At 66.8% G+C, this 20,345-nt stretch carries 19 protein-coding genes; 7 read left to right on the top strand and 12 right to left on the bottom strand.

Translation table 11 applies throughout. The features are described 5' to 3' along the window. Positions 1-126: 126 nt before the first annotated feature. Both ACNFJ7_RS10530 and ACNFJ7_RS10525 read right to left on the bottom strand, forming a co-directional pair. Positions 127-1,008 carry an AraC family transcriptional regulator gene (locus ACNFJ7_RS10530; protein ID WP_026009096.1) on the bottom strand — a complete coding sequence of 294 codons (882 nt, stop codon included), beginning with the start codon at positions 1,006-1,008 and terminating at the stop codon, positions 127-129. A gap of 76 nt (positions 1,009-1,084) precedes the next feature. After that, the gene (locus ACNFJ7_RS10525) at positions 1,085-1,927 is read right to left on the bottom strand and encodes a LytTR family DNA-binding domain-containing protein (protein WP_019369266.1); all 843 of its coding nucleotides are present in this window, start codon (positions 1,925-1,927) and stop codon (positions 1,085-1,087) included. A gap of 90 nt (positions 1,928-2,017) precedes the next feature. On the opposite strand from ACNFJ7_RS10525, the gene ACNFJ7_RS10520 reads away from it, so the two are divergent. From ACNFJ7_RS10520 to ACNFJ7_RS10510, 3 genes are read left to right on the top strand one after another with little or no spacing between them, the layout of a single operon-like run. Beyond that, entirely contained in the window at positions 2,018-2,440 is a 423-nt protein-coding gene (locus ACNFJ7_RS10520) for a DUF2141 domain-containing protein (protein ID WP_201785393.1), read from the top strand. A 16-nt stretch (positions 2,441-2,456) separates the two neighbouring features. Continuing rightward, positions 2,457-3,911 (top strand): carotenoid oxygenase family protein, encoded by a 1,455-nt coding sequence (locus ACNFJ7_RS10515; protein ID WP_019369268.1) that lies wholly within the window; start codon positions 2,457-2,459, stop codon positions 3,909-3,911. Between the two features lie 60 nt (positions 3,912-3,971). Next, entirely contained in the window at positions 3,972-5,522 is a 1,551-nt protein-coding gene (locus tag ACNFJ7_RS10510; RefSeq protein ID WP_019369269.1) for an amidase, read from the top strand. A gap of 9 nt (positions 5,523-5,531) precedes the next feature. Here the strand turns inward: ACNFJ7_RS10510 and ACNFJ7_RS10505 are convergent, their stop codons facing one another. The 6 genes from ACNFJ7_RS10505 to murA all read right to left on the bottom strand — a co-directional run bounded on the left by ACNFJ7_RS10505 (position 5,532) and on the right by murA (position 10,394). After that, positions 5,532-5,987, bottom strand: coding sequence for a DUF2721 domain-containing protein (locus ACNFJ7_RS10505; RefSeq protein WP_019369270.1), 456 nt, complete (start codon positions 5,985-5,987; stop codon positions 5,532-5,534). A 54-nt stretch (positions 5,988-6,041) separates the two neighbouring features. Next, complete coding sequence (locus ACNFJ7_RS10500) at positions 6,042-6,635, bottom strand: NUDIX domain-containing protein (RefSeq protein ID WP_019369271.1); 594 nt, start codon at positions 6,633-6,635, stop codon at positions 6,042-6,044. After that, on the bottom strand, positions 6,622-7,302 hold the full coding sequence (gene trmB, locus ACNFJ7_RS10495; RefSeq protein ID WP_026009100.1) for a tRNA (guanine(46)-N(7))-methyltransferase TrmB: 681 nt from the start codon (positions 7,300-7,302) through the stop codon (positions 6,622-6,624). The genes ACNFJ7_RS10500 and trmB overlap by 14 nt, the downstream gene beginning before the upstream one ends. A gap of 50 nt (positions 7,303-7,352) precedes the next feature. Beyond that, positions 7,353-8,099, bottom strand: coding sequence for an EAL domain-containing protein (locus ACNFJ7_RS10490; protein ID WP_019369273.1), 747 nt, complete (start codon positions 8,097-8,099; stop codon positions 7,353-7,355). Between the two features lie 163 nt (positions 8,100-8,262). Continuing rightward, positions 8,263-8,964: an EAL domain-containing protein gene (locus ACNFJ7_RS10485; protein ID WP_037513461.1), complete on the bottom strand. Its 702-nt coding sequence runs from the start codon at positions 8,962-8,964 to the stop codon at positions 8,263-8,265. Positions 8,965-9,110: 146 nt separating this feature from the next. After that, complete coding sequence (murA, locus tag ACNFJ7_RS10480; protein ID WP_019369275.1) at positions 9,111-10,394, bottom strand: UDP-N-acetylglucosamine 1-carboxyvinyltransferase; 1,284 nt, start codon at positions 10,392-10,394, stop codon at positions 9,111-9,113. A gap of 147 nt (positions 10,395-10,541) precedes the next feature. Between murA and ACNFJ7_RS10475 the strand changes: the two genes are divergently transcribed. Next, a complete protein-coding gene (locus ACNFJ7_RS10475) occupies positions 10,542-11,249 on the top strand; it encodes a Crp/Fnr family transcriptional regulator (protein ID WP_019369276.1) in 708 nt (235 codons plus the stop codon). 13 nt (positions 11,250-11,262) lie between these two features. Here the strand turns inward: ACNFJ7_RS10475 and clpS are convergent, their stop codons facing one another. From clpS to phaC, 3 genes are all read right to left on the bottom strand, one after another. Then, positions 11,263-11,595: an ATP-dependent Clp protease adapter ClpS gene (gene clpS / locus ACNFJ7_RS10470; protein ID WP_026009101.1), complete on the bottom strand. Its 333-nt coding sequence runs from the start codon at positions 11,593-11,595 to the stop codon at positions 11,263-11,265. Positions 11,596-11,763: 168 nt separating this feature from the next. Then, positions 11,764-12,528, bottom strand: coding sequence for a phasin family protein (locus ACNFJ7_RS10465; RefSeq protein ID WP_026009102.1), 765 nt, complete (start codon positions 12,526-12,528; stop codon positions 11,764-11,766). A 119-nt stretch (positions 12,529-12,647) separates the two neighbouring features. Continuing rightward, a complete protein-coding gene (phaC, locus tag ACNFJ7_RS10460) occupies positions 12,648-14,384 on the bottom strand; it encodes a class I poly(R)-hydroxyalkanoic acid synthase (RefSeq protein ID WP_019369279.1) in 1,737 nt (578 codons plus the stop codon). A 130-nt stretch (positions 14,385-14,514) separates the two neighbouring features. Between phaC and ACNFJ7_RS10455 the strand changes: the two genes are divergently transcribed. Together ACNFJ7_RS10455 and ACNFJ7_RS10450 are read left to right on the top strand one after the other, a co-directional pair. Beyond that, complete coding sequence (locus tag ACNFJ7_RS10455; RefSeq protein WP_026009103.1) at positions 14,515-15,723, top strand: LL-diaminopimelate aminotransferase; 1,209 nt, start codon at positions 14,515-14,517, stop codon at positions 15,721-15,723. 382 nt (positions 15,724-16,105) lie between these two features. Next, positions 16,106-16,537 (top strand): acyl-CoA thioesterase, encoded by a 432-nt coding sequence (locus ACNFJ7_RS10450; protein ID WP_019369282.1) that lies wholly within the window; start codon positions 16,106-16,108, stop codon positions 16,535-16,537. Between the two features lie 21 nt (positions 16,538-16,558). On the opposite strand, the gene ACNFJ7_RS10445 is transcribed toward ACNFJ7_RS10450, so the two are convergent. Next, entirely contained in the window at positions 16,559-17,875 is a 1,317-nt protein-coding gene (locus ACNFJ7_RS10445) for a cystathionine gamma-synthase family protein (protein WP_019369283.1), read from the bottom strand. Between the two features lie 253 nt (positions 17,876-18,128). Here ACNFJ7_RS10445 and katG point away from each other — a divergent pair, with 253 nt between their 5' ends. Further along, positions 18,129-20,336: a catalase/peroxidase HPI gene (katG, locus tag ACNFJ7_RS10440; RefSeq protein ID WP_019369284.1), complete on the top strand. Its 2,208-nt coding sequence runs from the start codon at positions 18,129-18,131 to the stop codon at positions 20,334-20,336. Positions 20,337-20,345 lie beyond the last annotated feature (9 nt).

Genomic DNA, 20,345 nt, shown 5'->3' with positions numbered 1-20,345 from the left:
CGCAGCGGAAGGGCCGCGACGCACGGACCTCCCTTGCCTTCCGAAAAGGCAAGGGAACGAAGGTGGAACTGCAAATAAATTTTGGGGGATGAATCGGGGCGGACCACCACCGGTGGTAGACGATCCTTATCGCAGCGGCAGATATAGTTCGGTCACCGCGGCGTCTTCGGGCACGTCGGGGAAGAAGGTGACGCGGCGGGCGAACAGCGGGAAGTCGCCTGGTTCCTCGCCGCTGGCGGGCAGCCAATCGCGGTAGAGGAACAGCGCGGCGGGCTCGAGATCGTCGGCCTGGCCGATCACGCGCAGCATCGCGCAGCGGCCGGCGGGGATCAGGCCCGGTTCGATGCCGTGCGCCGGATCCGCTACCGGATGCGCGGTGCCGGCGCAGAGATCGAGGCGATAGGCCTCCGGCGCGGCGCCGCGCGGATCGCCATGGAAGATATTGTAGGTGGCGCTCGCCGGCGGCCGCAGCCCGCGCAGCTTGCGCCAGGCGATGAAGCGTCGGAGCGTGTCGCCCAGGCGCGCCGGATCGCCGCGATGCGACAGCAGCGCGACGGGGGTGGCGGGAAAGGCGAGGATCGTCACATCTTCGGGGGTGAATCGCGGTGGCATCGTCTGGCTCCTGGCATGGGTGAGCGGCGCGAGGGCCGCATGCCATGGCTGCCAGTCCGGGGCGGCGCGGAACGCCGACGGCGCCTGGCCGAACCGCTGGCGGAAGGCCCGGGCGAACGCCTCGGGCGCTTCATAGCCGGCGTCGAGCGCGATGTCGGTCACGGCCTTGTCGGGCCGATAGGCGAGCCGGTACGACGCCCGCTTCATCCGCACGAGCTGGACGTAGCGATGCACCGAAACGCCGAACAGCGCACTGAACTGGCGGTGGAAATGATGCTTCGAAAACGCCGCTATTCCCGCCAGCGTCTCGAGATCGAGCGCGTCGTCGGCATGCGCGTCGACATGATCGAGCACGCGCTGCATCCGGCCGTGATAGCGTTCGAGCGGCGTCCGCATCTTTTCCTCCATGACGCTTCCGCGCTAGCGGCTGCGGTGGCCGGCCGCCCGACCGATATTGCCGAGCTTCGCCGGATCAGTCGAACCAGCCGGCGTCGCGCAATTGGGGATAGGCCGATCGGCTGACCGGGGCGATCGTGCCGCAAGGCAAGGTCAGCTCCGCCCGGCCGCTTTTCCGCGCAACCGCGCGCACCGCCTGGCGAGCGACCCACCAGCTGCGATGCGTGCGCGCGCCGTCCACCCCGTCGAGCTCCGCGACCGCGTCGCCGATCCGCAGCAGGATCAGCGCCGAACCGGCAGCGGTGTGGACGCGCAGATAATGATCCTCTGCCTCGAGCGCGTGGACCTCGGCGTAGCGCAGGTGCGGCGGCAGGCGTTCGGTGAGGCGAGGCAGGGAGCGTGCGGCGGGCTCCGGCTCCGGCTCCGCCGCGTTCGGCATGGGGACGGGCGTCGCGGCGGTCGATTCGCGCGCGGCGACCGGCGGAGCGGGGCGAGTGGCATAGTTGATCGCGGTGATCACGGCAGTGACGGCCAGCACCATCGCGAACAGAAAAGCGATCCCTGCCGGGGTGGCGCGGCTCCCCGCGAAAAAGGCGATGGTGGTGCCCAGCACCACCAGGGTGAGCGGGGCCGCGATGAGCAGGCTGATCGCCGCGCCTTCGCGCCAGGGGTGCGCGGCAAGCCCGCCCCAGCCGCGGATCGCCGTGGTGGCGCCCATGCCGATCAGCGCGCCGGCTTCCATGATGATCAGCCAATAGCCGAGCCGCGCCGCCACCCCCAGCATGTCGGTGTCGAACGCGCCGGTCAACGTCATCACCAGCGCCGCGACGGTGGCGATGACGACGCCGCGCCGCGCGTGATCCGGCACTGCGGGTGCCGTTCGCGCTTCGCGAATGGCGTTTCCCGGCAGCTCGCGCATTGTTTCCCCCTGATGACGCATCTCGTGGTGACGCGCCTATCCTAGCCGGATCATCTGGCGCCAGTCGAACCCGGAATGGAGATGCCGCAGATGTTCAGGATCCTTTTCGCCGCCGCCCTGGCCGCCGCGCAGCCGCTTCCCGCGCTCGCCGGCCTGCAGGGCGCGACGCTCACCATCGAGCTGCAGGTGAAAACGCATCAGGGCCGCGTGATGATCGCGATCTATGACGAGGCCGGGTGGCAAGGGGGCAAGCCGGTGCGCGTCGCGATGGCCGACGCCGCGCCGGCGCGCGTGGCGGCGGAGATCGCCGGACTGGCGCCCGGGCGCTACGCGGTGAAGCTGTTCCAGGATCTGGACGGCGACGGGCGGATGGGCAGCAACCCGTTCGGTATGCCGACCGAGCCTTTCGGCTTCTCCCGCGACGCGATGGGCGCGGCCGGCCAACCCGCCTGGGCCGACGCCGCCTTCGAGGTGACCGCCGCTGGCGCCACCCAGACGATCACGCTGCGCTGAGCCGGGGAGGACCGAGATGGACATGCACCGCCGCGCCTTTCTGGGCAGCGCCATCACCGCCGGCGCCGCTGCGCTGCTTTCGCCCGAGCGCGCCTTCGCCGCGATGCTCCCGGCCGACTGGACGCTGGGCGTCGCCGATGTGGAGGCCGATCTCGCTCCCCGCGCGATGCGGCGCCTCCATGGCCGGGCGCCCGCGGCTCTGCGCGGCGTGCTGTACCGCAACGGCCCCGCTAAGTTCCGGCGCGGCGATACCGCGGCCACCCATTGGTTCGACGGTGACGGCATGGTGCGTCGCTTCGCGATCGGCGACGGCGAGGCACGACTGGCCGCCCGCTTCGTCGATACCGAAAAGCGGCGGCAGGAAGCCAAGGCCGGCCGCATGCTGATGCCGGGCTTCGGGACGCCGGGGCGCGAGGGCGCAATCCTGACCGGGCCGGACAGCGCCAATGCCGCCAACACCAGCGTGATGATGGCGGGCGGCGAGCTGTGGGCGCTATGGGAAGGCGGATCGGCCTATCGGCTGGACCCTGACACGCTGGCAACGATCGGCCCGAAAACGCTGCGGCCGGACCTGGCGCAGATGCCGTTCCTCGCCCATCCGCGCATCGAGCAGGACGGCACCGTGTGGAACCTTGGGCTGGCCGGCGAGCGGGCGATGCTGTGGAAGTTGCGGCCCGACGGCACGCTGGCGGGCGCGACGCCGCTGCGCCTGCCGCGCGCCAGCTATATCCACGATTTCACGGCCACCGCCCGGCACCTGGTGATCGTATTGCAACCCTGGGTCCAGGGTCCTGGCCGCCCGCCTTATCTGAACCTGCTGCAATGGCAGCCGGATGCCGGCACGCAGGTGCTGGTGGTGGAAAAGGATGATCCCGCCCGCACCCGCCTGTTCGAGTTGCCGGCGTTCAGCTTCTTCCACCTGGGCGACGCCTGGGAGGAACGCGACGGCACGATCCGCTTCGACGGGTGCTTTTCCGATACTCCGGCATTCGGCGTGGCGGAGGCACGCGACCTGCTGCTCGGCAGGACGCAGCCGATGCCGAGCCCCGAACTAACGATGGTGGCGCTGCATCCCGATGGCCGCGGCACGCTGATGCGCAGCGGCGCGGTGGGCGAGTTTCCGCAGAACGATCGCCGCGTGGCCGGGCAGCGGCGGCGCTTCACCAGCTATTCGGGGCTGTACGGCAAGGGGCGGCCGTTCGCACAGGGCGTGGGCATCGTCGATTGGGAGAAAGGCGGCACGCGCGGCTATCGCTTCGGCGCGGACCAGCTGGTGGAGGAATTCCTGTTCGTGCCGCGCGGCAGCGGCGAGGGCGACGGCTGGCTCGTCGGCACGACGCTCAACCTGGCCGCCCGCGCGACCGAGTTGCACGTGCTCGACACCCGTAGCCTGGAAGCGGGTCCGGTAGCGAGCTGGCGCGCCGATGCTGCGCTACCTGTCGGCTTTCATGGCACTTTCCGCCAGGGCTGATGCCCGCTAGGCTCCGCCCCGAACATGGGGGGACGCGAGATGAGACGCTTTGGTGTGGCGATGCTAGCGCTGGCGGCGGCCAGCCCTGCGGTGGCGCAGATCCGGGTGGAGGAAGTGCCGGCGACGCGGATCTCCGCCGATCTCGCCGCCGGCCGCACCAGCAGCGCGGCAGTGACGGCGGCCTATCTGGCGCGAATCGCGGCGATCGATGCCAAAGGCCCGACGCTGCGTTCGGTGATCGCGGTGAGCCCCGATGCGCTCGCCCAGGCGCGCGCCAGCGATGCGCGGCGCAAGGCGGGCAAGGTGCTGGGGCCGCTGGACGGCGTGCCGGTGCTGATCAAGGACAATATCGAAACCAAGGAACTGCCGACCACCGCCGGCAGCCTGGCCCTGAAGGACAACCGCACCGGCCGCGATGCGCCGGTGGTGGCGCAGCTCCGCGCGGCCGGCGCAGTGATACTGGGCAAGACCAACCTGAGCGAGTGGGCGAACATCCGCTCCGATCGGTCGATGAGCGGGTGGAGCGCGGTCGGCGGGCTGGTGCGCAATCCCTATGCGCTCGATCGCACCTCATGCGGCTCGTCGAGCGGATCGGGCGCGGCGGCGGCGGCGAGCCTGGCGGCAGTGGCGGTGGGGACCGAGACCGACGGATCGGTGGTCTGCCCCTCCGCGATGAACGGGCTGGTGGGGCTGAAGCCGACGCTGGGGCTGGTGAGCCGCACCCATGTCGTGCCGATCAGCCACAGCCAGGATACGCCGGGGCCGATGGGCCGCAGCGTGGCGGACGTTGCGCTGCTGTTCTCCGCGATGGTGGGCGAGGATCCCGCCGATCCTGCGACCAAGGGGGCGAACGCCTATCGCAAGGACTATGCGGCGGGGCTTCGTGCCGATGCGCTGCAGGGCATGCGCATCGGATATTGGCGGCCGGACATGGCCGCGGACCTGGCCGCGCGATTCGATCAGGCGCTGGCCGCGCTGCGGGCGGCGGGGGCGACGCTGGTCGAAGTGAAAATGCCGAAGCTCGATGGTATCGGCGAGGCGGAGCAGCTGGTGCTGTTCACCGAGCTGAAGGCCGACCTCGCCGCCTATCTGGCGACGACGCCCGCGGCGGTGAAGGTGCGGACGCTGGCGGACGTGATCGCATTCAACCAGGCCCACGCCGCCGCCGAAATGCCGTTCTTCGGGCAGGAGACCTTCCTGAAGGCGCAAGCGACCAAGGGGCTGGACGATCCGGCCTACAGGACGGCGCGGGCGACATCGCAGCGGCTGGCCGGGCCGGAGGGAATCGATGCGATGCTGAAAGCGGCGGGGGCGGAGATCCTTGTCACGCCCACCTATGGCACGCCGTGGCTGAGCGATCCCGCGCATGGCGACCAGTTCGTCGGCCCTTCGGCCAGCGAACTGCCGGCGGTTTCGGGCTATCCGCACCTGACCGTGCCGATGGGGCTGGTGAACGGGCTGCCCGCCGGTCTGTCGTTCCTCGGCACGGCGCATAGCGACGGCCTACTGCTGCGTGCCGGCCATGCCTATGAGCAGGCGAGCAAGGCGCGGGTGGCGCCGGCCTATCGCGCGACGATCCCCGCCAACCTGGGGCCGCGATCGCTGGAGTGAGGCGGCGGCTCAGCGATCGAGTTCGAGCAGCTCTTCGCGGACATGGATCGCGCGCAGCGACATGCGGACCTCGACCAGGAAATAGATCAGGCCCGAGATCAGCAGCAGCATCGAGATGATGAACGCCACCGCGACCCAAATGCCGACGTGCAGATTGGCCAGCCGCGAGACGAACATCAGCGCCACAACCAGGCAGATCGCCAGCGCGCTGGCGGTGCACAGGAAGATCGCGTTGTTGATCACCGAAATGCGGCGATCGATGATTCGCAGTTCCCAGACGTGGCGCTCATGCTCCGGGCCGCTGGAGCGGGGGTGGAGTTCCTCGATCGACCGGGCTCGATCGACGATGCGGGCAAGCCGCCCGACCATGGTGTTGAGAAAGGCGCCGATACCGGCGAGCAGAAACACCGGCGCGATCGCGGCCTGGATCGTTTCCGATACGGTGGAGAGATAGGGGCCTTCCATGCCGCTACCTTATGGGGGCGGCGATGCGGCCCGCGCAAGCACGAAGCCGCGCGGTCAGGCGGCGGGTGGCCATGTCCCCGCGGCGAGCCGCTCGCGCAGGGCGAGGACCAGCAGCGCCGTCTTCATGTCCGCCAGCGCCGCCATGCCCATGTCCCACAGCCTGTCGAGCGGAAGTTCGATCACTTCGATATCCTCGTGATCGTCGGCAAGGCCGCCGCCCGCGGTGATCCGGTCGGCCGCCGTATAGGGCGCGAGATATAGCGTCAGCATCTCGGTGGAGACGGCGGGCATGGCATGGAAGTCGCCGACCAGCGTGAGCGCGCCCAGGCGCAGGCCGGCTTCCTCCATCGCTTCGCGGCGGGCGGTTCCCAGCGCATCCTCGCCCGAATCGATGCGGCCGGCCAGCACCTCGAACACCGGCTCCGCGCGCCCGCGGAACAGCAGCGGCGGCCGCGACTGGCGGACGAGCACGACCGTGCCGCGTTCGGCATCATAGGGCAGCACGGCGACCGCATCGCCATGATCCTCGATCTGGCGCGTGATGCGGCTGCCGTCGGGCGTGACCAGCGTGGCCAGCAGCATCCGGCCCCAGCCCTGATACACGGTCTCTACCGACTCGATGCGGTGCCCTTCGTCAGATGCGGACATAGCGGAAGTACCACACCTCGTGTCCCTGGCGGCGCGCCTTGCGCTCATAGCGCGTTTCCGGCCAGTCGGCAGGACGGGTGAGGAAATCCGGTGCCGACTGCGCCTGCCAGACGAAATCGCGGCGCTGCCCCATCACCATCATCGCCCAGCGGCAATAGGTGGGATCATCGGTGCCCAGGCGGAATTCGCAACCGGGCTTCAGCTTCGCGGCGATAAGATCCATCGGCCCGTGATTGACCATGCGGCGCTTGGCATGGCGCGCCTTGGGCCAGGGATCGGGATGGAGCAGATAGACGCGGCTGAGGCTGGCGTCGGGCAGCCGTTCGACCACTTCCAGCGCATCGCCCATATGGATGCGGACGTTGGCTAGATCGCCGTCGCGAACGTGGTTGAGCGCGCCGACCACGCCGTTCAGGAACGGTTCGCAGCCGATAAAGCCGTGATCGGGCCGCATCGCCGCCTGACCCGCGAGATGCTCACCGCCGCCGAAGCCGATTTCGAGTTCCAGCGGGCGATCGTCGCCGAACAGCGACGTCGCGTCCAGCGGGCCGTGTTCGGGCAGGCTGAGCCGGGGGAGCAGCGATTCGACCAGCTCGGACTGGCCCTGGCGCAGCTTGTGCCCCTGACGGCGGCCATAGAGACGGCGGATGGTAGTGGGATCGGCCATGGGGTGGAGCGCATAGTCGCGCTGCCCTGCCGAGGCAATGCGCAGGCGGATCAGGCCGAAAGGCGCGTCGCGCGGTGGTTGGCGACCGCCGCATTCCACACGGGACGGGCAACGGGACGGGTGCGGCGTGGCGCGGGTTCGCCGCGGCCGTGGAAATGGCGAAGCCCGCTGGCGAGCGCGGCATCGCGTTCCGTGTCCAGCGTAGGCGCGGGCGCGACCACGGCAACGCCCATGCCGCGGGCGATGCGCAGCACGCCTTCGACCATCCGTGCGCGGGCGGGGGCGGCGTCCAGCCGCCGGGCGAACCCCGGATCAAGGCGGATCAGCCGGGGCGAGCAATGCGCCAGCAGCCGGAGCCCGAGCGGGCCGGCGGCGAACCCGGCCAATGCCACCATCAGCCCGCGATCGGCGCAGGCGCGAATCAGCGCAGTGGCCGCCGCATGATCGGCGTCTTCATCTGCGTGGACTTCGATCACCAGCTGTTCGAACGGGTAGCCATGGCGCAGCGCGGCGCGAAACAACAGGCAGAGCAGGCGATCGGGTGCGCCGGCACGGGCATTGACCGGGACGACCAGCAGGCAGCCGCTGTCGGCGAGATCCGCCGCCGCGGCGGCTTCGAGCGCGCGATCGAGCCGCAGCGCTTCCAGCGCCAGCCGATCGGGGGCAAGCAGGATGGCGTCGGCGGTGTGGAACGCCTGCGGCCGGCTGAGGATGGCGGCACGCCAGGCGAAGGGCTCGCGCGTGCCGTGCGTTGCGATGGGTTCCAGCCCGATCCGGATATCCGCCATGTCGCGCATTTCGTTTCTCCCGTTGCTCGGCTGCTGCGAGCCTGAACAAGGGGTAAACAATCGCCGCTACCGCGCCCATTCCGGACGTCGCCGCATTGGGTTTCGACCGAATGGGGAATCTACGCAATTCACAGCCGGCAAAGGCGCGTGCGGGTTGCGAGTCGGACTCTGTTCAGGCCGCGCCGTCGAACCGCAGCGCCGGAGCGGGCAAGGCGCCGATCTGCGGCGGCGCGATCGCTTCGCCCTGCATCAGCGACACGCCGAGCGACCGCAGCCGATCATGCTCCGCGCGGGTATCGACGCCCTCGGCGATCAGCCGGATGCGGCCCTTGCGAGCGATCTCGACCACCCGCTCGACCACCAGGCGTCGCGCCCAGCTGGTCGACAGGCTGTGAACCAGTTCGGGCGCGAGCTTGAGCGTATCCGGCGTGAGCAGCGACAGCAGCTCCAGCCCCATGTCGCCCGCCCCGAAATCGTCGAAGGCGATAAGGAAGCCGAGCTTGCGATACGCCTTGACCAGCGCGACCATATGATCGCTTTCGAGGTGGTCGCGATCGCTGAATTCGAACACCAGTTCGCGCGCCGGGAAACCCAGGCGACGGACGATTCGCTGCATCCGTTCGGCATCGGCGACGGGATCGGCGATATAGGTGGGCATCACCTTCACCGCGAGGCGCACGCGGCGATCGATCAGGCCCAGCGCGATTGCTTGTTCCAGCGCCGCAACCCGGCAGCGCAGATCGAACGTGGGGCGCGCCGATTCGGGCAGCGCGGCGGCGAACACGGCCGGGCCTTCGCCGCTCGGCCCGCGAAACGTCGCCTCATAGGCGGTGACGACCAGGGTGTTGGTGTTCACGACAGGCTGGAACGCCATCGTGAAGAGTTCCCGGGGAAGCGGCGCCGGCGCCGCAAGGACGGTCTGGCATTCGAGCACGGGGCATCTCCCGATCGGATCCCCATGCCGTTACGGTAGCGGCGAACGGTTTACCGCAAGTTGACGACCGCCTCCGTGCGGCCCCGTCAGCCGTCGCCGACGCGTTCGATGTCGGCGCCGACGCCCTGCAGCTTTTCTTCCAGCCGCTCATAGCCGCGATCGAGATGGTAGACGCGGTTGACCTGGGTTTCCCCTTCGGCCGCGAGGCCGGCGAGGATCAGGCTCATCGAGGCGCGCAGATCGGTGGCCATCACCGGCGCGCCGGTGAGCTTCGGCACGCCGCGCACGATCGCGGTGCGGCCATGCACTTCGATATCCGCGCCCATACGCGCCAGTTCGGGCACGTGCATGTAGCGATTCTCGAAGATCGTCTCGGTCAGCGTGCTGGCGCCATCGGCCTTGCACAGCATCGCCATGAACTGCGCCTGCATGTCGGTGGCGAAGCCGGGGAAAGGGGCAGTGTTGAGCGTGAGCGGGCGCAAGCCGTTGTCGGCCGCGACTCGCACGCTGTTCGCGGTCTCCTCGACCGTGACGCCGGCATCGACCAGCGCATCGAGCGTGGCGCGCATGTCGTTCGGCGCGGCGCCGAGCAGTTCCACATCGCCGCCGGTGATCGCCGCGGCGCAGGCATAGCTGCCCGCTTCGATGCGATCGGGCATCACCGCATAGGTGGCACCGTGCAGCCGATCGCGGCCGTCAATCTCCAGCGTTTCGGTGCCGATGCCGCGGATCACCGCGCCCATGGCCACCAGCAGATTGCACAGGTCGACGATTTCGGGTTCGCGCGCGGCATTTTCCAGCACGCTGGTGCCCCGCGCAGTGACCGCCGCCATCAGCGCATTTTCCGTCGCGCCGACCGACACGACCGGGAAGCGGAAGCGGCCGCCAGCGATGCGGCCGCCGGGCGCGATCGCCTTCACATAGCCGGCGCTCAGCTCGATCTCCGCCCCCAGCGCCTCGAGCGCCTTCAGGTGGAGATCGATCGGGCGATTGCCGATCGCGCAGCCGCCGGGCAGCGATACCGTCGCTTCGCCTTCGCGCGCGAGCAACGGGCCGAGCACCAGGATCGAGGCGCGCATCTTGCGCACGATGTCGTACGGCGCGACGGTGGAGGTGAGCCGGCCCGCCCGCACGGTGAGAACGCGGCCGAAATCCGTCGGCCGGGTGCCTTCGATCGACGTCGATGCACCCAGCTCGTTCAGTAGATGTCCGAAGCTGTCGACATCTGCCAATCGTGGCAGGTTTCTGAGCGTAAGGGGCTCGTCAGTAAGCAGCGCGCAGGGCATCAGGGTGAGGGCAGAGTTCTTCGCCCCCGAAATCGCGATCTTGCCGGAAAGGCGCTTGCCGCCGCGGATGAGAATACGGTCCATGGCCGGCTTCTAGCCGCTCTGCCCGCGCGCGCAAGCGGTAGGCTGAGAGGGAGGTTGATCGATTTTAATGCGCTGATTTCGTTGCGCTGCTTTGCAGGGGGAACCGGGGGAAGTGCACGCGTGTCAAGAAGTTGTTTTGCCGAAGTATTGAGCGAGCTGATCGAACTGACGCAGCGCGAACGCGACGCGTTGGACGCGCTCGAATTGCGCCAGCGCCATGTGCGGCGCGGCGCGGTGCTGCAGCGTGAGAACGAGCCGTGCGGAGAATTGTTCATTCTCCGCAAGGGCGTGATGATGAGTTACGTGCTGCTCGACGACGGCAGCCGGCAGATTCTGCGGTTCCTGTTCCCAGGCGACATGCTTGGCATCTCCTCGGCGATCTATGCCGAGGCGCCGGAGACGCTGTGCGCGCTTTCCGATTCCGTCGTCTCGCCGTTCGACCGCGCAGCGCTGGCCGAGATCATGCGGACGCACCCGCGTCTTTCGGCGATGATCCTGGTCTATAGCCAGATCGAGCGCGTTTCGCTGACCGACCGTCTCGCGGCACTGGGCCGCACCAGTGCCAAGGCGCGCGTGGCGGCCCTGCTGCTCGACCTGCGCAATCGCTTGCGGGCAACCGACAAGACGATCGACGCCACTTTCGTGCTGGGCCTGACGCAGGAGGAGATCGGCGACGCTACCGGGCTGACCGCGGTGCACGTCAACCGCATGCTGCGGCAATTGGAGGAAGAAGGGATGATCGCGCGCGAAGGCGGCCGCGTCACCCTGCTCGATCTTTCGGCGCTGTCCACCGCGGCCAACTACGTCAATCGCTATCAGGGGCTGGATCTGCGCTGGTTGCCCCCGGCCAGCTGACCGGCCTCGCCGATCAGGCCTTTTCCAGCGTGCATTGTAGCGGATGCTGGTTCTGCCGGGCGAAATCGATCACCTGCGAAACCTTGGTTTCCGCCACTTCATAGCTGAAGACACCGCACACGCCGACACCGCGCTGATGCACGTGCAGCATCACCTGCGTGGCTTCCTCGATCGTCATCCGGAAATAGCGCTGAAGGACAAGGACGACGAATTCCATCGGCGTATAATCGTCGTTCAGCATCAGCACGCGATAGGGCGTCGGCTTCTTGGTACGCGTACGGGTGCGCGTAGCGATGCCGGCCTGGCCGTCATTGCCGCGATCGTCCCGGTCGCCGTCTTCGGCCATACGAATCTGATGGGTGAGTTCGGCCATAACCCTGGGAAAATATGATGCACCGCCCGCAAGGGCAAGGCAGCGTGACGGGGCGGGCATCATTTTGTCCCGCACCAACGCGAAAGGGCGGCCGCTTTCGCGACCGCCCCCTTGCTGGATCCTGGCGTGCCAGGGGCCGGATCAGGCGTTCGCCTTCACCTTTTCCACGGCAACCGCGAAGCGGTTCGACAGCGGCTGAGCGGCATCGCCGGCCAGCTTCAGCATCGCTTCGGTGTGCTTCGAGGTTTCAGCGACATAGGAGTCGAACGCGCCGCGCATATATTCGCTCTGCAGCTTGAAGAAATCGGCCGGCGACTTCACCGAAGCCAGGTTCTTCATCGCCGCGGTCGCGGTTTCGAACGAGCGACGGCTATATTCGGCAGCTTCCTGGCCCATGGCTTCGAAGCCCTTGGCGGCGATGCGACCGGATTCGACCATCGCTTCGATGTTGCCCTTGGCGAATTCGTTGGCTTCTTCGACCAGCTTGGTCGACTTTTCAACGGCGGCCTTGGCGCGCTCGTTCATGTCGCCGAACATATTCTGGGTCTGGGCAGTGGTCGTCTCGAAATTGGTAGCCATGATAGTCGTTTCCTTCGCGGTGCTGGTGGTGACCGCCGGCGCGACGGTCTCTGCGGCCTCGATCGCTTCCTCGACAGCGGCCTTTACAGGCTCTGCCACGGTAGCGGTCGCTTCTTCGATGTTGGTCTTCACTTCCTGCGTTGCAGCGGCGTCGACCGGGGGCGGCACCAGTGCCGCGGCCGGGACGATCGTCTCGGCGGCGGGAATGGGCATGGCCTCCGGCTTGGCCGCAGCAGCTTCGGTGGTGGTCGCCGCTGGCACGATGCCGGCACGCGTTCCCGCTTTCACGGTAGACCTGGAGTTCGTCTTCGGTCCCTTGCTGGCCATATGACTAGCTTCCTACCTATTGCTGCAGTGCAGCATATACGGTCAGCGGCGTCATTTTGCAAGGTCGCTTTGTGCACTGCACAATGCCGCGAATTTCCGCGTTGCAACGCGCCAGTTTGTCAGCGCGTTTTAACATAGATGCCGGGGGCATCCGCAACCGCGGGCAGGGTTCCACCCCCCGGGATTCGTGCTCCGTTGGCCTTTACTTTGGCACGATTCAACGCAGAGAGCCAAATCAACCAATCCGGCCACCAGCTTCCGGCCGTTTCGGTGGCGTTTTCAAGAAATGATTCGAGCGAATCGGCCGGCTCGGAATTGGTCCAGTATTGGTATTTCTTTGCAGTCGGTGGGTTGACGACTCCCGCGATATGACCCGATCCTGCAAGAACAAAGCGATGCGGGCCGCGGAAATGCTGTGTCATCTTCCAGACACTTTTCGGCGGCGCGATGTGATCTTCGCGGCCGGCCTGGATATAGGACGGCGTCGTCACTCGCGACAGATCGATGGGCGTTCCCCCGATCGCCAACGCGCCCGGTGAAACCAGCTTGTTGTCGCGATACAGGTCGGTCAGGTAGCTGAGGTGCCAGGTTGCCGGCAGGTTGGTGACGTCCGAGTTCCAGTGCAGCAGATCGAACGGGGCATAATCCTGCCCCATCAGATAGTTGTTGGTGACATAATTCCAGATCAGGTCGCGGCCGCGGAGCAGGTTGAACGTGGCGGCCATGTAGCGGCCGTCCAAGAACCCTTCGGCGCTGAGGCTGCGGATCATCGCCAGCTGATCGTCGTCGACAAAGATGCGCAGTTCGCCGGCATCGGCAAAATCCACCTGCGCGGTGAAGAAGGTGGCGCTCTTCACCTTTTCCGCCTGGTCGCGTGCGGCGAGCACCGCCAGCGTCGCGGCCAGCGTGGTGCCGGCGACGCAATAGCCGATCGTATGAACGCTTTCGACGCCGAGCAGATCGCGCACGGTATCGATTGCGTCGATCTGACCATGCTCGACATAATCGTCCCACACGACGTCCTTCATCGTCGCATCGGCCGAGCGCCACGAAACGACGAACACCGTAATCCCCTGGTCCACCGCCCAGCGGATGAAGCTTTTTTCCGGCGTGAGATCGAGAATGTAGAAGCGGTTGATCCAGGGCGGGAAGATGATCAGGGGCGTTTCCAGCACCTCCTCGGTCGTCGGCGAATATTGGATCAGCTCGTACAGCGGGGTGCGCTTGACGACCTTGCCGGGCGTCATCGCCAGGTTGCGGCCGAGTTCGAACGCGCCTTCTGCGGTCTGCGTCATCTGGCCCTTGGCCATATCCGACAGCATGTGCTGCAGACCCTTGAGCAGGCTTTCGCCCTTGGTCTCGACGATTTTCTCGAGCACCTGCGGGTTGGTCGCCGGGAAGTTGGTCGGGCTCATCGCATCGATGAAGCCCTTGGTGGCGAACCGGATCTGGTCCTTCTGCCGGGCGTCGACATGTTCGAGCGCTTCGACATTCTTCAGCAGGTGATCGGCGATGACGAAATAGCTCTGGCGCAGGAAGTCGAAGATCGGCTCCTCGCGCCACTGCGGCGCCTTGAAACGCTTGTCGCGGGCCTGTTCTGCCGTCTCGACGAACGGTTCGGCATGGGCGGGATCAAGAAAACGCTGCCAGAGGACCATGGTGTCGGCCCAGAAATCCGCCGTCGCCCGCATTGCCGGGGTGGGATCGAGCAGCATGCCGAACGGCGGCGCGACCGGCACATGCTCCATCAGGTCCAGCCCGTGTTCCAGCATCATCTGCTGCGCGCGGCCCATCACCCAGGTCCAGTGCTGCAGATCTTCCAGGCTGGGCAGGGTTGGGGTGAGCGTGTCGGCCATTCGGTCCTCTCCTTTGCCTCGCCTTAGCGCAGGCAGTGCAATGCGTCATTCCCGACTGCGCCTTTATGGCGTAGAACGCGGGCACGACACAATTTTGTGTCGCAGATAAGAACCCTTGAAAGTCGAGGAAATGTCCGAAGAATTCTACCGCATCAAGCGCTTGCCCCCCTATGTCATCGCCGAAGTGAACGCGATGCGGGCAGCGGCGCGCGCGGGCGGAGAGGACATTATCGACCTCGGCATGGGCAATCCGGACCTGCCCCCGCCCGACCATGTGATCGAGAAACTGTGCGAAGTGGCCCGCAAGCCCGACGCGCACGGCTATTCGCAGTCCAAGGGCATTCCCGGCCTGCGCCGCGCCCAGGCCAATTATTATGGCCGCCGCTTCGGTGTCGATCTCGATCCCGAGACCGAAGTCGTCGTCACGATGGGATCGAAGGAGGGCCTGGCCAGCCTCGCCACCGCGATCACCGCGCCGGGCGACGTGGTGCTGGCGCCGAACCCCAGCTACCCGATCCATACCTTCGGCTTCATCATCGCGGGGGCGACGATCCGCGCGGTGCCGACGACGCCCGACGATGCCTATTTCGAGAGCCTCGAGCGCGCGATGAACTTCACCGTGCCGCGCCCGTCGATCCTGGTCGTCAACTATCCGTCGAACCCGACGGCGGAGACGGTGGACCTCGCCTTCTACGAGCGGCTGGTCGCCTGGGCGCGCGAGAACAAGGTGTGGATCCTCTCCGACCTCGCCTATTCGGAGCTCTATTTCGATGGCAAGCCGACGCCTTCGATCCTGCAGGTCAAGGGCGCCAAGGACGTGGCGATCGAGTTCACCTCGCTCAGCAAGACCTACTCCATGGCCGGCTGGCGCATGGGCTTCGCGGTGGGCAACCGCCAGCTGATCGCGGCGATGACGCGCGTGAAGTCGTACCTCGATTACGGCGCGTTCACGCCGATCCAGGCCGCGGCCTGCGCCGCGCTGAACGGCCCGCAGGATATTGTCGAGAAGAACCGCCAGCTCTACCACAAGCGTCGCGACGTGATGGTGGAGAGCTTCGCCCGGGCGGGCTGGGACATCCCGAGCCCCCGTGCCTCGATGTTCGCCTGGGCGCCGCTGCCGCCGGCGCTGGCGCATCTCGGCAGCCTGGAATTTTCCAAGCAGCTGCTGACCCATGCCAAGGTCGCTGTGGCACCGGGCGTGGGATATGGCGAGAATGGCGAGGGTTTCGTCCGCATCGCGATGGTCGAGAACGAACAACGCCTCCGCCAGGCCGCGCGCAACGTGAAGAAGTATCTCCAGTCGATGGGGGTGAACACGCCGGCGGCGAACGCGGGGTGATGGCCCGATTGAAACGAATGCGGGGTTCGGCTATATAGACCGTGCGAATGACATGGGTTTCCCATGATGCGAGCCCCCGCCGCTGCAACGGCGGGGGCTTTTCGTTTGGGGAGCGCGCTGCAACGCGCCCCCCGCCCGTTGGCCTTAATCCCGACGCGACACTTCCACCACCTTCAGGATGAGGGTGGCGAAAGCGAAGACGACGAGGAGGAAGGCGCACAAGTTTGCGAATGACATCATGCGTCCTCACGACTGCGGCGGCGGAATTGCCGCCGATATCGAGAATGCCAACTTCTAGTCACCGAGCCAACTTGCGGGTTTCTGCGGGTTGCTGGGAATGAACTCAATCCAGATCGTACCTTGCACAAACTTGGAGCTTGTCTTGTCCCGCCCCGGTTTCCCCTTCTCCACCCGCTTCCGCGTCCGTTACTCCGAGATCGACGGGCAGAAGATCGTCTTCAACTCGCGCTATCTGGAATATGCCGATGTCGGGCTGACCGAGTTCTGGCGCTGGGCGAATCTCGCCGAGCTGGGGCCGGTGTGGATGGAGGCCGAGTTCAACGTCGTCCGGGCGCAGCTGGAATATAAGCGGCCGTTCCGGTTCGACGATCTGGTCGAGGCATTCGTACGGGTGGAGCGGCTTGGTAACAGCAGCATGACCATGCGGATCGACCTGTGCCATGCCGAAACCGGCGAACTTCATGCCGAGGTGGAGATGGTGAGCGTGCATCTCGATCTCGACACGCGGCGGCCGCAGCCCATTCCGGATGTGGTGCGGGCGCGGCTGCTCGCGCTGGGCGCGGGAGCGGCATAGACCCTCCCGCGCCTCCCGGCATCACACTGCCTTCAGCGCATTCTCGAAATCGGCGATCAGGTCGTCGGCATCCTCGACGCCGATCGAGATGCGGACGAGGTTGTCGGTGATCGCCAGCGCTTGCTTGCGGGCTTCCGGCACCGACAGATGCGTCATGCCCGCCGGGTGGCTGGCCAGGGTCTCGGTGCCGCCCAGGCTGACCGCGAGCTTGGCGATCTTGAGCGAATCGAGAAAGGCGAAAGCCTCCTTCTCGCCGCCCTTGAGGTAGAGCGAGAAGGTGGAGCCGGCGCCGGTGCAGTGGCGGCGATAGATGTCGGCCTGGCGCTGATCGTCACCGCGTTCGAGAAAGCCGAGATAGCCGACCTTTTCCACCTTCGGGTGGCTCGCAAGAAATTCGCACACCTTGGCGGCATTCTCGCCCGCGCGGCTCATCCGCAGTTCCAGCGTCTCCAGCGAGCGGAGCAGCATCCAGGCGGTATTGGGATCGCAGATGGTGCCGATCGTGTTGCGCATCAGCCGGATGGTGTTGATGTGCGCCTTCGTCCCCAGCACGCCGCCTGCCACCAGATCCGAATGGCCGCCGGCATATTTGGTGAGCGAATAGACCACGATGTCGGCGCCGTGCTTCAGCGGCTGCGACCAGAGCGGGCCGAGAAAAGTGTTGTCGATCGCGATCGGCGGCTTGGTGTCGCCCTTGAAGATCGCGTCGCGGCTGGCGGCGACCGCCTCGACGTCCACCAGCGCGTTGGTGGGATTGGCCGGGCTCTCCAGATAGATCAGCGCGACGTTGCCGGTGGCGGCCTTGGCCAGCACCGCGTCGATCTCTTCGCGCGTGGCCCCCGCCGGGAAGTCGAGCCAGTGGATGCCGAAACGGCCGAGGATGCGGGCGATCAGCGTCTCGGTCGCCGCATAGAGCGGTCCCGAATGGATGATCGTGTCGCCCGGCTTGACCATCGACAGGAACAGCGTGGCGATCGCCGACATGCCCGAGGAGAAGGCGAGCGCGTCCTCCGCCTCTTCCCAGATCGCCAGGCGGTCTTCGAGGATCTCCTGGTTCGGGCCGTTGAAGCGCGAATAGACCAGGCCCTCGGCGCCGCCCGGGCGCTTGCCCGTCACGCCCTCGAAGTGGCGCTTGCCCGCCGCGGCGTTGGGGAAGACGAAGGTGGAGGTGAGGAAGATGGGCGGTTTGAGCGAGCCTTCCGACAGCATCGGATCATAGCCATGCCCCATCATCATCGTCGCGGGCTTGAGCTTGCGGCCGCCGATCTTCTCGACCTCGCCATCGGGGCGGGGGCGGGGGGTGCCGCCGGTCAGATCGGCTTCGGTGGCGTCGGTCATGCAGGCTCTCCGCTTCGTATCTTCTAGATGGTTGCGATTGTAACCGGTTCGGGCGGGCAATCCAGCCAAGTCCGTAACCGCCCTGGCGCAACATCGTTTCGTCTGCGCGACATGGCCTACGCCTATCCGTTCGGATATACTGATATCAGCGGCAAGATCGATCAGTGTACGCGGACTAATCCATTTCATCGATCGCTCTGGCCGTGCGAGGCTTTGCTCCAGACCATAGCCCGAACCAGAAGGAGATGCCCGAATGAACGCCGAATCGCAGTGCCCGATGCATGGTGGCAAGATGGAGGGTAACGCCGTCCTGTTCGACATGACGAACAGAACCTGGTGGCCGAACCAGCTCGACCTGACCGTGCTCCACCAGAACCCGCCGGCCGGCGACCCGATGGGGCCGCAATTCGATTATGCCGCCGAATTCGCGAAGCTCGACCTTGCCGCGGTGAAGGCCGATATTTTCGCGCTTATGACCGATTCGCAGGCCTGGTGGCCGGCGGACTTCGGCCATTATGGCCCGCTGTTCATCCGTATGGCCTGGCACAGCGCCGGCACCTACCGAATCGGCGACGGCCGCGGCGGCGCCAGCTCGGGCACGCAGCGATTCGCGCCACTCAACAGCTGGCCGGACAACGCCAATCTCGACAAGGCGCGCATGCTGCTCTGGCCGATCAAGCAGAAATATGGCCGGGCGCTTTCCTGGGCCGACCTCATGATCCTGGCGGGCAATTGCGCGCTCGAATCGATGGGCTTCAAGACCGCCGGGTTCGGCGGCGGCCGCGCCGATGTGTGGGAGCCGGAGCGCGACATCAACTGGGGCCCCGAGCGCGAATGGCTGCAGACCAGCGACAAGCCCGGCGGCCGCTATTCGGGCGAGCGGGACTTGTCCAACCCGCTGGCGGCCGTGCAGATGGGCCTTATCTACGTCAATCCGGAAGGCCCGGACGGCAACCCCGATCCGCTGCTCGCCGCGCACGACATTCGCGAGACCTTCGCGCGGATGGCGATGAACGACGAAGAGACCGTAGCGCTGATCGCCGGCGGCCATACGTTCGGCAAGACGCACGGCGCGGCGGACCCCAGCCAGTATATCGGGCCGGAGCCGGAAGGCGCGGGGCTGGAGATGCAGGCGCTCGGCTGGGCCAACAGCTATGGCACCGGCAATGCCGGCGACACGATCACCAGCGGCCTGGAAGTGACCTGGACCGAGACGCCGACCCAGTGGGGCAACGGCTTCTTCAAGAACCTGTTCGAATATGAGTATGAGCTGACCAAGAGCCCGGCCGGCGCACACCAGTGGGTGGCGAAGGACGCCGGCGAGGTGATCCCGGACGCGCACGATCCGTCGAAGAAGCATCGCCCGACCATGCTGACCACCGATCTCGCGCTGCGCTTCGACCCCGTCTATGGCCCGATCTCGCGGCGCTTCTACGAGAACCCGGACCAGTTCGCCCATGCTTTTGCCGAGGCCTGGTACAAGCTGACCCACCGCGACAGCGGCCCGCACGCGCGCCTGCTGGGGCCGGAAGTGCCGGCTGAGCCGCGGCTTTGGCAGGACCCGGTGCCGGTAGTGGATCACCCCCTGATCGACGATGCCGATGTGGCGGCGCTGAAAGCGGAGATACTGGGATCGGGCCTGTCGATCGCTCGGCTGGTGAAGACCGCCTGGGCCTCCGCCAGCACCTATCGCGGGACCGACCGCCGTGGCGGCGCCAATGGCGCGCGCATCCGCCTCGCCCCGCAAAAGGACTGGGCGGTGAACGAGCCGGCCGAACTCGCCAAGGCGCTGGGCGTGCTGGAGGGCATCCAGGCGAAGTTCAACGCCGCGCAGACCGGCGGGAAGAAGGTGTCGCTGGCCGACCTGATCGTGCTCGGTGGCACGGCAGCGGTGGAAGCGGCGGCGAAGAAGGCGGGCCATACGCTTTCGCTGCCCTTCGTACCGGGCCGCACCGATGCAAGCCAGGAACAGACCGACGCGCACAGCTTTGCCCCGCTCGAGCCCAAGACCGATGGCTTCCGCAACTATGCCGCCGAGACGATGGGCTTTTCGGAAGAGGAACTGCTGGTCGATCGGGCGCATCTGCTGACGCTGACCGCGCCGGAGATGACCGTATTGGTCGGCGGACTGCGCGTCCTGGGGGCTAATCACGGCGACAGCACGCACGGCGTGTTCACCGACCGGCCGGAAACGCTGACCAACGACTTCTTCCGCAACCTGCTGACGACCAGCTTCACCGCCAAATGGGAAGCGACAGGAGACGGCAGCTTCGTGGCGAAGGACCGCAGCACCGGCGAACCCCGCTGGACCGGCACCCGAGTGGACCTGGTCTTCGGTTCCAATTCGCAGCTGCGTGCTCTGGCCGAAGCCTATGCCACCGATGATGCCGAGGCGGCGTTCGTCGCGGCATTCGGCAAGGCATGGACCAAGGTGATGCACGCGGATCGCGTGGATTTGTGACCCGATGAG

The organism is Sphingomonas sp. HT-1 (assembly GCF_048568905.1).
Lineage (GTDB): Bacteria > Pseudomonadota > Alphaproteobacteria > Sphingomonadales > Sphingomonadaceae > Sphingomonas.
Note: the sequence above shows the minus strand (reverse complement) of the source record. Positions and strands in the feature narration are given on the sequence as shown.